Source organism: Paenibacillus massiliensis subsp. panacisoli DSM 21345, from assembly GCF_000426545.1.
Lineage (GTDB): Bacteria > Bacillota > Bacilli > Paenibacillales > Paenibacillaceae > Paenibacillus > Paenibacillus panacisoli.
The window spans coordinates 233,369-248,430 of the sequence record NZ_AUFO01000001.1; the positions used below are offsets into that span (position 1 = coordinate 233,369).

The 15,062-nt window shown below is 47.5% G+C and carries 10 protein-coding genes; 5 read left to right on the forward strand and 5 right to left on the reverse strand.

Annotated features, from left to right (window positions below; all coding sequences use genetic code 11):
* Positions 1 to 2 precede the first annotated feature (2 nt).
* Complete coding sequence (locus K331_RS0101010) at positions 3 to 944, reverse strand: ABC transporter permease (protein WP_028588832.1); 942 nt, start codon at positions 942 to 944, stop codon at positions 3 to 5.
* Positions 945 to 1,147: 203 nt separating this feature from the next.
* On the opposite strand from K331_RS0101010, the gene K331_RS0101015 reads away from it, so the two are divergent.
* Together K331_RS0101015 and K331_RS0101020 are read left to right on the forward strand one after the other, a co-directional pair.
* Positions 1,148 to 2,131, forward strand: coding sequence for a LacI family DNA-binding transcriptional regulator (locus K331_RS0101015; RefSeq protein ID WP_028588833.1), 984 nt, complete (start codon positions 1,148 to 1,150; stop codon positions 2,129 to 2,131).
* Between the two features lie 82 nt (positions 2,132 to 2,213).
* Positions 2,214 to 3,191 (forward strand): carbohydrate kinase family protein, encoded by a 978-nt coding sequence (locus tag K331_RS0101020; RefSeq protein WP_028588834.1) that lies wholly within the window; start codon positions 2,214 to 2,216, stop codon positions 3,189 to 3,191.
* A gap of 162 nt (positions 3,192 to 3,353) precedes the next feature.
* Here the strand turns inward: K331_RS0101020 and K331_RS0101025 are convergent, their stop codons facing one another.
* Entirely contained in the window at positions 3,354 to 4,901 is a 1,548-nt protein-coding gene (locus K331_RS0101025) for an FAD-dependent oxidoreductase (protein WP_028588835.1), read from the reverse strand.
* A 389-nt stretch (positions 4,902 to 5,290) separates the two neighbouring features.
* Positions 5,291 to 6,259, reverse strand: a complete 969-nt coding sequence (locus K331_RS0101030) for a LacI family DNA-binding transcriptional regulator (protein ID WP_028588836.1) — start codon at positions 6,257 to 6,259, stop codon at positions 5,291 to 5,293.
* A 163-nt stretch (positions 6,260 to 6,422) separates the two neighbouring features.
* Between K331_RS0101030 and K331_RS0101035 the strand changes: the two genes are divergently transcribed.
* On the forward strand, positions 6,423 to 7,748 hold the full coding sequence (locus K331_RS0101035; protein ID WP_028588837.1) for a 6-phospho-beta-glucosidase: 1,326 nt from the start codon (positions 6,423 to 6,425) through the stop codon (positions 7,746 to 7,748).
* A 351-nt stretch (positions 7,749 to 8,099) separates the two neighbouring features.
* On the opposite strand, the gene K331_RS0101040 is transcribed toward K331_RS0101035, so the two are convergent.
* Positions 8,100 to 9,854: a M4 family metallopeptidase gene (locus K331_RS0101040; protein WP_028588838.1), complete on the reverse strand. Its 1,755-nt coding sequence runs from the start codon at positions 9,852 to 9,854 to the stop codon at positions 8,100 to 8,102.
* 767 nt (positions 9,855 to 10,621) lie between these two features.
* Here K331_RS0101040 and K331_RS0101045 point away from each other — a divergent pair.
* Positions 10,622 to 12,727, forward strand: a complete 2,106-nt coding sequence (locus K331_RS0101045; protein ID WP_036633854.1) for an alpha-glucuronidase family glycosyl hydrolase — start codon at positions 10,622 to 10,624, stop codon at positions 12,725 to 12,727.
* A 224-nt stretch (positions 12,728 to 12,951) separates the two neighbouring features.
* On the opposite strand, the gene K331_RS0101050 is transcribed toward K331_RS0101045, so the two are convergent.
* Positions 12,952 to 14,169, reverse strand: a complete 1,218-nt coding sequence (locus K331_RS0101050; protein ID WP_028588840.1) for an MFS transporter — start codon at positions 14,167 to 14,169, stop codon at positions 12,952 to 12,954.
* 292 nt (positions 14,170 to 14,461) lie between these two features.
* Here K331_RS0101050 and K331_RS28630 point away from each other — a divergent pair, with 292 nt between their 5' ends.
* Complete coding sequence (locus K331_RS28630) at positions 14,462 to 15,046, forward strand: TetR/AcrR family transcriptional regulator (protein ID WP_036633857.1); 585 nt, start codon at positions 14,462 to 14,464, stop codon at positions 15,044 to 15,046.
* Positions 15,047 to 15,062 lie beyond the last annotated feature (16 nt).

Sequence of the window (15,062 nt, forward strand, 5' to 3'; positions counted from 1 at the left end):
TTCTAATACAGGCCTTCGCCTTCATTCAGCTTCTTTACAACCGCATTAACGAACACCAGCAGAATCACGTTAATTACGGAGTTGAAAAGACCTATAGCTGTGGAATAAGCATAATCACCGGATTGTAGCCCTACCTTGTACACGTAGGTAGCAATAATTTCTGAGGTAGGGGAATTTAATGGTGTCTGCATCAGGAAAGCTTTCTCATAACCAATGGACATGATACCGCCTGCAGATAATATAAATAGCACCGCCATAACTGGCTTCAGGGCAGGAAGGTCGATATGCCAAATGCGCTTAAGCAGGGAGGCTCCATCCACAGTAGCTGCATCATGCAGTTGCGGATCAACATTGGAAAGCGCTGCCACGTAGATGATTGACGACCACCCAGCACTTTGCCATATCCCGGATAGTATATAGATGGTACGGAAGTATGCGGGATCTGACATAAAAGAGAGGGGCTTATCGGTAAATAGAGTAACCATAGAATTGACAAGTCCCGTTGGTGATAAAAAGACGAATAGCATCCCCGTAATAACTACAACTGATATGAAGTTGGGAGCATATAGGATCAACTGGACATTCTTTTTAAGTTTTTGCCCTTTCAGTAAATTCAGCATAAGAGCCAGCACGATTGGAATAGGAAATCCTAGAATCAACCCGTAAGCGCTTAATTTAAACGTGTTCAGAAATATGTCGTAAAAGTTAGGTGACGTCAGAAAACGAGAAAAATGCTCAAAACCTACCCAATCACTCCCCCAAATGCCTTTCATTGGACTAAAGTTCTTAAATGCGATGATGGAACCATACATGGGCACATATTTGAAGATGATGGTCAGGATCAAAGCGGGAAGCAAAAATAAGTAAAGGATATAATTTCTGAATACATAATGAATCCAACTGTTTTTTTGTGTCGCTATAACGGTTGTGTTTTTCAAGTTCATAGCTCCTCCCAAGATTGCGCTTCCAAGTTGTAGTCACCTTTGATAAAGAAGACCCTGATTCGAGAGCAATTATATGTCAACCGGATAACATATGTCAACCGGTTTCATAAAAGCGGTAATTGTGGTTTAATGGTAAAGGAATAGGTTATGATTAGCGTAACGAATACTTGAGGAATTTTGACAATAGGACGGTGTGAATGAATTTGAATCCGAAGATTGGAGATGTCGCAGAAAGAGCAGGCGTTTCAAAAACAACTGTATCACGTGTGATGAACAATAGAGGTTATATTAGCGAGGAAACGAAAGCTGCCGTTTTTGGTGCAATGAGGGAACTGAATTATTTTCCTAACGATGTTGCTAGATCGCTGTTTAATAAAAAGACGAATCTGATCGGACTAATCGTACCGACAATTAATAATCCGTTTTTTAGTGAATTGGCTTTTCACATCGAGAGCATTTGTTCAGCAAAGGGCTATAAAGTGCTTCTGTGTAATAGCCTTGGAAGTGAGGATAACGAGAGACGATATATCGAAATGTTAATGCGTAATCAGGTAGATGGAGTCATAGTGAGCTCTCACAATAGAGGGATTAGCGACTACAGTCAAAATAAGCTGGCGGTCGTTGCAGTTGACCGTTACCTGTCACCCTCAGTTCCTGTTGTCGGGTCCGATAACTATGCAGGTGGAAAGCTCGCGACAGAACTGCTGCTTCGTCGTGGGTGCACCAACATCATTCACATTAACGGGCCAATTGAGTTGGAGACGCCAGCGAACCTGAGACGGCAAGCCTACGAGGACGTCATGAGGGAACATGGTATGGCTGCAAAAGTATACGAAAATCACAAGTCATTTAATCAAAAAGCTTACATCGACTTATTTGATCAAATAGTTCAGGAGAATCCAGGATTGGATGGCGTATTTGCCAGTGATGATTTAATCGCAGCCACTTTTTTGCAGTATGCTAAACGACAAGGAATACGTGTCCCAGAAGATATCAAGGTCATCGGATACGATGGCTCGGAAAATGTACAGGCATTTCTACCTGAGTTATCTACCATACGCCAGCCCATAGAAGAAATTGCGCAGGAATCTATCCGGATATTGCTGGAGAAAATAGATGGGGAAGCGGATCATGAAGCCGAGGAACGTTATCTTCCTGTTACACTCTTGGAAAGAGAAACCACTTAGGTGGTTTTTTAATGTTATGACAACCGGTTGACATATTGAAATTACTGTGCGGTTAAAGTTCTTTGGAGAGGTGAATCCAGTGATTAAAGAAAAAGGTAAGGTCATTTGTTTAGGAGAAGTACTCATCGATTTTTTCTGTATGGATATTGGAACAAGTCTGATAGACGGTGACAATTTCAAGAAGCAGGCGGGAGGAGCACCTGCAAATGTCAGTGCAGCTATAGCTCGTTTAGGCGGGCATTCTTTGTTTGCAGGGAAGGTGGGGGATGATCCTTTCGGACACTTCTTAAAGCAGACACTGGATCGATATCATGTCGACACGAGCATGCTTAGATTTGACCAGTCAGCTCCAACTACGATAGCTTTTGTCTCTTTAGACAAGAATGGTGAGCGCGATTTTGTATTCCATCGCGGTGCTGACGCTAATATTAGTTTAGAGGACATGGATTGGAATAAACTGTGTCAAGCAGCGATTATTCACTTCGGATCGGCGACTGCCATGATGGATGAGCCATTCAGGCAGACTTATTTTGATGCCATGGAGGAGGCTAGTAAACATGATTGCTTTGTCTCCTTTGACCCTAATTATCGGGTGGATTTGTGGCTTGAACGTATCGAGGAATTTATTGTGTTTTCAAAGCGAGGAATCGCCATGTCTGACTTGGTTAAGGTGAGCGAGGAGGAGCTTCAAATAATTACAGGCTTAACGGAGAGAGAAGCTGCAGTGGATTCCTTGCATCGATGGGGTGCAAAGCGTGTTGCTGTAACGCTCGGTAAGGCAGGTACATATATTTCCGACGAAGTGAACGCAGTTCAGGTTCCAAGCTATCCCGTTCGATCAATTGACTCAACGGGTGCTGGGGATGCTTTTGTTGGAGCACTACTCTATCAAATTAGCATGGTAAATCATGAAGAGGAATTAACGTTTGAAATTTTAAAGGATCATGTTCAATTTGCAAATAAAGTAGCTGCGATAGTCTGCACAAAGGTTGGCGCCATTTCATCACTTCCAACGTTAAACGAAGTGAATGAATTTTTGAGACATAACTATCCAATTTAGTAACTCAACTTTTGCACTTGAAAACTCTGAGATATTAAATTATAGCCACATAACGGCTGAATACATCCGTCATGTGGCTAATGAATTGGTCAAATCAGCATCAGCAGCAGACCGGTGATGGAGGCACGGCACTCACATTAATCACTTAATATGTTCAAGGTCCTAATAACCTGATTCCGGGCTAGTTAGATTGTCCAGCATATCATAATGCGTTCGCTGCAATGGTTTCTCTGCCGGGCCTTCGATAACATCCCCCGTATAGGAGAACCTCGATCCATGACAAGGACAATCCCATGTCCGGTCTCCGGCATTCCAGTTCACCTCACAGCCAACATGCGTACAGGTCGTATCGACAATGTGAAGCTGTCCTTCCTGATCACGGTAGGCTCCTTTTCGTTCCCCATGCAGCGTAATGACGGCCCCTTGATCTTTTGCCAGATCCTGCGGCATAATCTCCGACGTCTCCAGCTTCCCTTTGATCAGATGCTTGACGACATTCGCATTTTCCTTGACCAAAGTCTTGAGACTCGGATCGGGGGTGAAGCGCAACGGCGTATACAGATCGGTATAAGGGTTGTCTTTACCCAAGACTAGATCCTTGAGAAGCTGAGCAGCTGCTGTACTATTCGTCATTCCCCATTTACGGAAACCGGTTGCGATCAGGACCCGCGGCTGGGAGGAGGTAATCGGACCAACATAGGGCAGCTTGTCCAGCGTCACCAGATCCTGAGTTGACCAGCGAAATACGATGCTCTCCAGTCCCAGCACCTCCTGAGTGAAGCTCTCCAGTGCCTGGTAGTGTGTCTCCGTATCCTCTCCTTGCCCGGCTTTATGGCTGTCGCCTCCGATGAGCACCAGCGTATCATTGCCATGCTGTACTGACCGAAGTGACCGGCTTGGCTGATCGATACTCAGGTACATCCCGCCCGGATAGGGCTTCTTGGTCTTGCATGCAAGGACATACGAGCGATCGGCATGCATTCTTGCCGAATACAGCCCAGTTCCCTCGTAGAAGGGGAAGTGGGAGCAAGCAATAACATGACTTCCCGTTACATTCGGTCCATTACGGGTAAGGACGGCGATCTGTTCACCATCTTCTTTTACATTGACTGCCGTGGTGTGCTCGAAAATAAGACCGCCAGCCTCTACGAACTGTTGTACCAGGTGCTTCAAATATTTCAGAGGATGGAACTGTGCCTGGTTGTCCATCTTAAGCGCTTTGTATATCTTGAGGTCAAAGGGGATACTGTCGACCAATTCGCCTGTAATACCCAGTTGATCATAAGCCTTGTACTCCGTCTCTAGCTTATGTGCAGATTGCTCAGTCGTCGCATACAAATATGCATCTTGCGTAAGGAGCTCGCAATTAATCTGCTGCTCCCGAATCGTGTGCTCGATAAATTGCTTGGCTGCCATATTAGCCTCGTAGTAATGTCTGGCCTTGGTAGCTCCGAAATGTTGGATCAGCTCATCGTAAATCAGATCATGCTGTGCAGTGATCTTGGCCGTAGTGTGCCCTGTTGTGCCGTTTAGCAGCGTGTCGGCTTCCAGCAATGCGACCTTGACGCCTTCCTTGGCTAGCAGGTAAGCCGTTGTGATACCTGCCATTCCGCCGCCTACAATCACAGCATCCACCTGCACATCTTCTTCTAATGCCTTGAACGCTGGTAAATCGATGGAATCTCGCCACAGCGGTTCTGGAAAAGTCACTTGTATCCCTCCAAATTATTGTATGTACTTACTGGATAGGATTGGCGATTTCAGCATTTTTAAACGGGAGGAGGCACCCTGAGGACGAGCGACTTTAATGGAGGCAAGAAACGTCATATCACGGGTAGCTTCTATTTCGCGAGAAATTTAATAGAATTTTCCAAGGGAACTTTGTTACGATGCAGGCAAGAAGAGATTCTGATTCTACAAGCATCTGAGGAGATGAATAATGTGACCATGTCCAATGAACAACTGAATGCATGCCTGAATATACGGAGACGCTGGTTACTCCATCGTGTCGGTATGCCAAGCTCATGATTAACGAGAATGCTGCATGCTATCTTCATTTCCGGTAGGCCACAAAGTTTATATCATCGGTATTATGTCTTTTATGTTGAATGCCGTTCAATCAGGCGATACTCCAGGGGAGCCACAGCTTCCTGTCTGTCATTCAGCATGTTGTGTATGATGACGAATGCATTCTCTGCCTGCTGCTGAACGGGATAATGAATGGTAGTCAGATCAAGCAGATGCGCCACCTCCGTATTGTTGAAGCCCATAATTCCCACTTCTCCTGGAGCGGATATTCTCATCCGGTGCAGAGCGGTTATGCAGCCCGCGGCCACCTCATCCGTTGCGCAGAATATAGCATCGGGCCGATGCGTCTGTGCTATCCACCATGAGGCGAGCTCTTCACCGTCTCGAGTGGAGGTCTTGTCCTGAAAGAGAGGGAAATCATCTGCTGTGATCTGACGTCGATGTGCAAAATCAGCGTAAGCACGTCTACGCTCCAGCGTATTCAGACCTGTAGACATCGGATAGACATTGAGAATATTGCGATATCCCTTGGCGTACAGATGCTCCAGTCCTGTCGCGTAGGCGTCATACTGATCCATAAATACGGATGGAATACGCTCATTCTCAAGCCGCTGCCAGGTCACAATAGGCCCGTATTTCGTATAGGATTCAATGACCTCCCATTCATTTGTCCGCAGCACAAATACGAGCGCATCCAATTGCTTGCGCTTTAGCATCTCTAGGGCCACATGCTCTTTGCCTGCGTCTCCATTAGTAATGAATAGCGTAATGTTAAATCCGTATTTCTCCGCCGCCAGATTAAACGCATCAAGGAAGCTAATAAGCAGCGGACTGAAGGTGACGGAAATGATCCCGATAAGATGGGTGGCTCCTTTTTTCAGCGTAATCGCATTTCCGTTGGGGACATAGTCCAGCTGCTCCATGATCATGAGTACCTTTTGACGTGTGGTCTCACTTACATAGGGGTAGTTATTCAAGACCCGTGAGACGGTTGCTGTTGATACACCTGCCATGCGGGCGATTTGTTGAATGTTTGGCATCTGTGTTCACCTCAGCATCAAGCATAACACAGTTCGGGAAGCGGCTACAAAGCAGATCATACCGTTATTTCATGAAGTTGAATTTAGTGCTTGACCTGTAATGCATTACATACATTACATTGGGAGTGTAGAGAGATTCAATACCATTTCAGGAGGGTGACCTATGAAAAACGGAATAAAGATCGTAACCATTGGCGGCGGCTCCAGCTACACTCCGGAGCTTATTGAAGGTTTTATTAAGCGCTATCAAGAACTTCCTATTCGGGAATTATGGCTTGTTGATATTGAAGAGGGTAAGGAAAAGCTGGAAATTGTAGGGGCGATGGCACAACGCATGGTCAAGGCAGCAGGGATTGATTGCGAGGTTCATTTGACGTTGAATCGTCGTGAAGCACTGCAGAATGCAGATTTTGTCACCACGCAATTCCGTGTAGGTCAGATGGACGCTCGTATTAAGGATGAGATGATTCCACTGAAGCATGGGCAAATTGGGCAGGAGACGAATGGAGCAGGGGGGATGTTCAAGGCCTTCCGTACGATTCCTGTGATTCTACAAATTGTGGAGGATATGAAGGAGCTGTGTCCGAACGCCTGGCTGATCAACTTCACCAATCCGGCAGGGATGGTTACCGAGGCAGTGCTCCGTTATGGACAGTGGGAACGGGTCATCGGCTTATGCAACGTCCCGATCATGGCTACGAAGACCGAAGCGGCCGTGCTGGGCAAAGCGGAGGAAGAGCTGTTCTTCAAATTCGCGGGCATTAATCACCTGCACTGGCACAAGATCTATGATCAAGCTGGACAGGAGCTTACAGGAGAAGCGATCGACAAGATGTATGGTCCTGATGCCGAGCCTGAGAAGATGGTGGAGAATATTAGAAACATGCGTTTCCTGCACGAGCAGCTTGTTCAATTGAAAATGCTGCCTTGTCCATACCATCGGTACTACTACATGACAGATGCGATGCTGAAGGAAGAGCTGGAGGAGGCGCAAAAAGAAGGCACACGCGGCCAAGTCGTCAAGCGTCTGGAGGAAAGTCTGTTCGAGCTCTACAAGGATCCGAATCTGGATTACAAGCCTAAGGAATTGGAGCAACGGGGTGGAGCTTATTACAGTGATGCTGCCTGTGAGATCATTAACTCTATTTATAACAATAAAGGAACGCTTATGGTCGTCAGCACACGCAATAACGGTGCGATCCCGGATCTGCCTAAGGAAAGTGCTATCGAAATCACCAGCATGATTACGGCTCATGGTGCCGAACCTGTTCATTTTGGTTCCTTCCCTCCGGCGCAGCGGGGCTTGCTTCAGGTGATGAAGGCTATGGAGGAGCTTACGATTGAAGCGGCTGTTACTGGGGATTATGGTACCGCATTGCAGGCATTTACGCTCAATCCACTGGTGCAAAGCGGGGACTTAGCCAAGGCATTATTGGATGAAATGCTGGAGGCGCATCAACAGCATTTGCCACAGTTTCAGTCCAAATGATGAACGCAATTCCTCATTACGAAAATATTATGAACAATACGCATCTCTGTAAATAGAACACAAGGGATAAATGCATCTGCTATCCTGTTTACAGTAGAGAAACTGCAATGCCGCCTACAATAGAGAAAGTGAAATAGAAGACAGCCTGTAAGCCTGTAGATTCCTAGCCGGAACCCATAGGTTACAGGCTGTTTTTATACACTTTTTGACAAATGCTTGGTTATTGCATAATTCATGATTCGTTAATAAGTTCGTGATAAGTTCAAGATCAGTTCAAGATCAGTTCAAGATCAGTTCAAGATCAGTTCAAGATCAGTTCAAGATCAGTTCAAGATCAGTTCAGTTCATGCTTTAGTTAACCCCGACAGCATCGAATGCGAGAGCAACCGATCTGGCTTGAGCTGAATTCGCACCGTACAGGTCACGGGCCGATTGCACAAGTGCAGTCCGTGCTGCTGAGAAGTTCGAGGTTGGAGTCAGATAGTAGACAAGGGCGTTGTAGTAGATTCTCACAGCATCGTCACGACCGATTCCAGGTACGGTGACTCCGCTGAACGTTCCACCCGCTGCTGTCAAGTAATAGGCTTTATTGATAATGCCGCTGTTGATATGAACTCCACCGTAATCTGATGTGCCTGTATAGCGATTTCTATAATGATCAGGCTGATTATAGAGCGTTGGGTTAGACATGGATCTCAGGGCATCTCCAGGAATATTAGGCGTATAGATTTCGTCGCCAATCAACCAGTTCGTGCGCTGAATGTCGTTGCCAATAATATCGGAGAAGGCTTCGTTAAGTGCGCCAGATTCATTGACATACTCTAGGTTCGCCGTGAATTCGGTCACGCCGTGAGTCAGCTCGTGTCCGACAACGTCAGGATCTCCGGATAACGGACGGAACATGACACCATCACCATCGCCATACACCATCCCAACGCCATTCCAGCCCGCGTTATTATAGGCGTTGCCGTAATGGACTGTGGAGCGGAGCTGGAATCCTCTTCCATCCAGACTGTTGCGGTTGAATTTAGTGAGGTAGTAATCGTATACCTTGGCAGCGTAGGCATGAGCATCGACAGCAGCTCCATCCGTCCAGACGTTATCTGAATCGGTTAGCAATGTACCAGGAAATATGGTTCTTTTATTAGCTGTATAGGTCAGGATTCCGTTACCACGGGTATTGTCTCGCAATTGATAAGTACTGCCGGACTGTGTGGTTGTGAACGACTTGGTATCACCTAGTACACCCTTTCCTGTACCTGTGGCCATGCTCAAGATATCGTACTGGTACACAATACTTCCGTCCAGGGCATCAATGAAGTAGCGTGTGCGAAGTAGAACAGGCTCAAGCAGGTTGACCTCTGTCATATATACAAGTCGTGCAGAATCCTTTTCAGGATAAATGTACAGCTTTGCAGTAGGCTTCACAGCATGTTCGGCGACGTCAGGGTCTGAAAGTGAAATTTTCCCATCATTTTCACTCGCTTCGGCGTAGACGTCATTCGTTACCGCATCATTTGTTACAGCATCCTTCGTGATGGCTTCCTTCGATACAGCTTCATCCGACACGACTTCCTTGGCGACCGTATCTTCGCTTGCCTGTTCCTTATCAATCAGCTTAAGCTCCTTGGATATACGCTCTGAAGCTTCAGCTTCTGCAATATACACGGCATCTGTTGCGCTGATTTTGGGGCTTGTCCCGCCAGGGATATTTTGATTGGATTTGGTGATCGTGGCGCCGAGAAGGGAAGTAACCTGCTCATTTTTATCCAAATGTACAGTCTGTACTGCGCCATAGACCGGGATGCCATCAATGTATTGCTGCAGACGATAATGATTCAATCCGTTGCTATCCTTCTCATGATTAATGATTTTCAGCTGCTTCTGTACATCTGTGCTGTTCAAGCCGAGTGATTTGGAGGAGTTCTGAAGATAGTTCCACACTTTCTCCTCATTAGAAGCGGATTTCGGGGCATTGGCAACCTCGGCTACAAAGGCTGGCGTTAACTCAAATGGGCTGTCGCCTGAAGGCGCAGCACCCGCACCTGATGCAAGGGCGCTGAACAGCAGCGTACCTCCTGCTATAAGTGCAGTCGTTTTTTTCATTTGCATGGTTTATACACTCTCCCAAAAGAAAATTAGTTGTCTCTAATCTGCCGATCTAGCATCAGTAATGCTAGACGGTCACTCTAAAACGAAGCAGCTTTAGCAGGTACGGGAAGAAAAGTGAAGTAACGCATGAAGAGGAATAACTAAGGTGCAGAAGAGTTGTGAATCTGAATACAGGAGTAAGAGTCGTGGCAAGTAAGCCGGGCACTCCTCCCTTCAAGGATCGGATGGGTGCGGAGCTGGGATGAAGAAGGGGTTAAGGTTCGTTGATACATAAAAGTAATTATTTGTAAACCCTTCGAATCTGAAACTGATAGTATCATAGAATTATAGTTTCGAAAAGAGGTTTTTTGAAATTTTTTGTAAAAAATCCGTTATAAGGAGAAGTGGCATGAGTCGAAATATGCTATGGAAGAAAAAGGAGGGCTCATTTCCTAATCATGTAACAGGCTTGATTTGGCTAAATAGTCGTTCGATTTGGCCATGGTTCTACCGCAGGGGTAGTGATAGGATTAGCATATCTGAATGTTTGCGAAATGGATAACAGAATTAGACAACGGAAATGAAAAATAGAAATGAATAACAGTAATAATCAACATACAAGGAGGCTCTATACAAGGAGCTTCTTTGTGACTGGATTTGTGAAAGCGTTTCGAAAAATGTGAAATCCTGACCCTGATATGCCGAGCCATGAACCATGCTCTTATCGAACGTCTGAGCAACGTTATTACGCTATCAATCTGGTAATCCTGAGGAGGGTACATATGATGACTAACCCTGTTTCCGAGCCATTAGAGCACATGAAGGCACATGGCTATGATGCTTGGTTAAGCTACGAATCGTCGCTGCCTATCGCTACTGCGGCTCAATATCGCCCCTGGTGTGGTGCAATCTATGTCAGCGAGCCGCATGCGACCATAGAGGCCGCGGCTATAGAGCTGCAGCGGGGTATTACATCCATGCTGGATGTTCATACCGAGATAAGCACCGCTACAACGGATCAGCCGCATATTGCGCTGGGAACTTTCGGCGGAATGTTTGGGAAAGATTCCAGTTACCCGGCGGAGTTATTTACCTCAACCGATCGTGAATCTACTGGAGCAGAAGGCTTTGTCATCCGTACATGTCATGCTGAGCGCTGCATTGCCATTGGAGCTGCTGGGCCTGTCGGGGTGCTGTATGGTGTGTATCATTTATTACGTCATATGGGAACAGGACGACCATTGAATACGCTTGATGAGGCGGTTGTCCCGGTCAACGGTCTGAGAATGCTCGATCATTGGGACAACATGGATGGCAGTATTGAGCGGGGCTATGCAGGTCCGTCCTTTCTGTACGAGCAGCATCAGTTCACGGCCAATCAGGAACGATTACGCGATTATGCCAGATTAATGTCCTCTATCGGCATCAATGCGATTTGTATCAATAATGTGAATGTCCATCAGCAGGAGACACAGCTGATCACTCCGCGTTATCTTCCAGATGTTGCGAAGCTTGCGGAGGTGTTCCGAATCTATGGTATTCAGCTATATCTGAGCATTAACTTTGCCAGTCCGCTGGAGTTGGGTGGCCCTGAGACGGCAGATCCCTTGAATGATGCAGTCCGACGGTGGTGGACGGAAAAGGCTGCAGAAATCTATGCATTCATCCCGGACTTTGGCGGTGTTGTGGTCAAGGCAGACTCAGAGAATCGCCCTGGTCCGTTCACTTATGGACGCAATCACGCGGATGGGGCGAATATGCTGGCAGAGGCGCTCCAGCCATACGGCGGTATCGTTATCTGGCGCTGCTTTGTATACAATTGCAAACAGGATTGGCGGGATCGCTCAACAGATCGAGCCCGGGCGGCGTATGATCATTTTAAGCCGCTGGACGGTCAGTTCCACGATAATGTCGTGCTGCAGATTAAGAATGGACCGCTGGATTTTCAGGTGCGGGAGCCTGTGTCGCCGCTGCTCGGTGGCATGGAGCATACTCATCAAATATTGGAGTTTCAGATTACCCAGGAATATACCGGGCAGCAGCGACATGTCTGCTATCTGGTACCGCAGTGGAAGGAGATTCTGGAATTCGATACGTGTGCACAAGGCAAATATGCTCCAGTGAAGCATGTGGTGGATGGGTCGTTGTGGGAGCGGGCACGAAATGGGATAGCAGCCGTGACCAACGTAGGCGCAGACTGGAACTGGACCGGGCATTTGCTGGCACAGGCGAATCTGTATGGCTATGGACGGCTTGCCTGGAATCCTGACTTGAGTGCAGAGGCCATTGCGGAGGAATGGGTGAAGCTAGTCTTTGGCCTGGATGAACTCGTAGTCAGTGCCATCACGCAGATGCTGATGGATTCGTGGCCGATCTACGAGTCGTATACCTCCCCGCTCGGAGTAGGCTGGATGGTGAATCCGGATCATCATTATGGTCCCAACGTGGACGGATATGAATACTCGAAGTGGGGCACATATCACTACGCAGATAGCAAAGGGATTGGAGTTGACCGCACAGTCCATTCTGGTAGCGGCTATAGCTCACAGTATATGGGGACGAATGCTGAGCGTTACGAGTCACTGGAGCAATGTCCAGATGAGCTGCTGTTATTTTTCCACCATGTTCCCTATGAACACCGCTTGAAGTCAGGCACAACCGTCATTCAGCATATCTATGATACTCATTTCGCAGGTGCGGACAGAGCAGCAGCACTGCTGTCCACTTGGCGGGAGCTACAGGGACGCATGAAGCAGACTTATTTTGAGCAGGTGGAGGCTAGGCTGGAGGAGCAAGCGGAGCATGCCAAGGAATGGAGGGACCAAATTAATACGTATTTCTACCGTAAGAGTGGTATTGAGGACCGCGAGCGGCGAATAATCTATTAAGCCTGTCTATGTGGCAATAGCTACGAACGTGCGGGAGGATTGTCGTCTAGGTAGCACCTTGACTGAATATGATTTCAGTATGTAGTCTGTAATTATAGCCTTGGTATGTAATTATAGCTTTAGTATGTAATGATAACGTATTATGTAAGATAACTATAGGTAGTAAAAAGGAAGCCTGCACTACTTGTGCAGGCTTATTTTTCGTTGAAGTATGGCTCCAGCAATTAGCTACCTTTGATCCCTCGAACGAGCTTGGGAGTCAGCTCCGTGAGATAGTAGAGCAGTGCGATGAATGGCATTGCCACGCCTATAAGGGCTGTAGGTCCCCAGCCGCCATGTGCGTAAGACCATCCTCCAAGAAAAGAACCAGCAGCTCCGCCCAAGAAAAAGATGGCCATGAACAGCCCATTCAGTCGGCCTCTGGTCTCATTGCCTAGAGAATAGATGGTACGCTGTCCGAGCACGAGGTTACCGGACACGGCCATGTCCAGCGTAATAGCAGCAACGACAAGCAGTGCAAGGGCAAACGTGGAGCTTCCTTGATTCAGGTAGGCGACAAGGAATGACAGAATGGCGATGATGAATGCCAATCCGGTCAATGGCTGGGTCCATCCTTTGTCTGCGAGCCTTCCGGCTATAGGGGCAGCGATCGCTCCCGCTACTCCAGCTAGTGCGAACCATGCGATCCCCTGCTGCGACAGGCGGAAGTGGTCCGTCAGATACAGGGGAACTGCTGTCCAGAACAGACTGAATGCCCCGAATAGAGAGGCCTGATAGGCTGCACGACGACGCAGGGCTGGCTGTGTCTTCAGTAAGGTCCAGAGTGATGCGATCAGCCCCTTATAGCTCAGGGATGGTGACGGCTTGCGGGTAGGCAGGGCACGGGACAAGAGGATAGCGAGCACGGCAATGGCTACGGCCGAGATCCAGAATACGGACTGCCAGCCCCAGACATCCGCTACGAAGCTGGCGACAGGCCGTGCGAACATAATCCCGAGCAGTAACCCACTCATTACATTGCCAACGACACGTCCTCGTTGTTCTTCAGATGCCAGATAGGTAGCGAAAGGTACTAATATCTGAGCCACAACACTGCCTAAGCCGAGCAGCAGCGAGAAGGCGAGGAACAACTCTGCGTTCGGAGCCAGAGCTGCACCGATCAGAGCAAATACAGCAGCGATTAGGGCGATGATGACAAGACGGCGATTCTCGAATAGATCACTGAGTGGCACGATGAACAGAAGTCCTATGACATATCCGATCTGGGTAATAGTTACGATGAATCCGGCAGTCTCGGCACTTAAGCCTGTTGCTGCACTGATCGGACCAACAAGTGTCTGGGAATAATAGAGATTGGCGACGATGAGCCCACATGCGGCTGCCAGCAGGAAGATCAGGCCGTTAGTGAGCGTTGCTTCTTGGGGGGGACGTTTTTTAATCATGAGAATAACCTCCTTGATTTAATGAACGGTCAGTTCACTAATTTGTATGAGTAAATAATATACTGAACGTTCCGTTTTGTAAATAGGCTGATTTTTTGATATACTACACATATGATTTTTAGGATCGAAGCCACTACGCCCCCCGCGGGAGACTACAGTCGAATGAGAACAACTGCATTCCAATATCACCGAGCAAGTAGATCTACTTATCACCGAGCAAGTTGAGCTAACCACGAAATCGAGTCCGTTATTGGATCAGCGACTGGCGAAGAATTGAAGGAGGATGTACAGTATGAGCGGCAAAAGAGGAAGACCGCGCAATCTGGAGACGCAGCATGCAATTCTCAATACGTCATACGAATTATTGCTGGAGCATGGCTTCGGTGCAGTAACGATTGAGAAGATTGCGGAGCAGGCGCAGGTGAGTAAAGCAACGATCTATAAATGGTGGCCGAATAAAGCAGCGGTGGTGATGGATGGCTTTATGCATGCAGCTTCGGCCCGATTACCGATTCCCGATACAGGCAAGGTCACCGAGGATATACTACTGCATGTATCCAATCTGGTCCGGTTTATGACAAGTCGTGAAGGGCAGATTATTACGGAGCTGATCGGGGGAGGACAATTCGACACAGCCCTGGCAACGGAGCTACGTTCGCGTTATATCCAGCCCCGTCGCCAAGAGGCAGGACAGCTGCTACAGAGAGGAATAGAGCGCGGAGAACTGCCAGAGCACCTTGATGTGGGAGTCACTATTGATCTGGTATACGGCCCGATTTTTTATCGTCTGCTGGTTACTGGTGATCCGCTCGACGAGGGGTATGTTCGCAGCCTGGTTGATCTTACGATCCGTAGTGTTCATCAATATTTTGCATAGATTCATTAGAGAGCTT

What these genes read in the sequence shown, in the direction of transcription:
- K331_RS0101010 (WP_028588832.1), bottom strand. Translation starts at nt 944, where the DNA reads ATGAACTTGAAAAACACAACCGTTATAGCGACACAAAAAAACAGTTGG.
- K331_RS0101030 (WP_028588836.1), bottom strand. Translation starts at nt 6,259, where the DNA reads ATGCCAAACATTCAACAAATCGCCCGCATGGCAGGTGTATCAACAGCA.
- K331_RS0101035 (WP_028588837.1), top strand. Translation starts at nt 6,423, where the DNA reads ATGAAAAACGGAATAAAGATCGTAACCATTGGCGGCGGCTCCAGCTAC.
- K331_RS0101040 (WP_028588838.1), bottom strand. Translation starts at nt 9,854, where the DNA reads ATGAAAAAAACGACTGCACTTATAGCAGGAGGTACGCTGCTGTTCAGC.
- K331_RS0101045 (WP_036633854.1), top strand. Translation starts at nt 10,622, where the DNA reads ATGATGACTAACCCTGTTTCCGAGCCATTAGAGCACATGAAGGCACAT.
- K331_RS0101050 (WP_028588840.1), bottom strand. Translation starts at nt 14,169, where the DNA reads ATGATTAAAAAACGTCCCCCCCAAGAAGCAACGCTCACTAACGGCCTG.
- K331_RS28630 (WP_036633857.1), top strand. Translation starts at nt 14,462, where the DNA reads ATGAGCGGCAAAAGAGGAAGACCGCGCAATCTGGAGACGCAGCATGCA.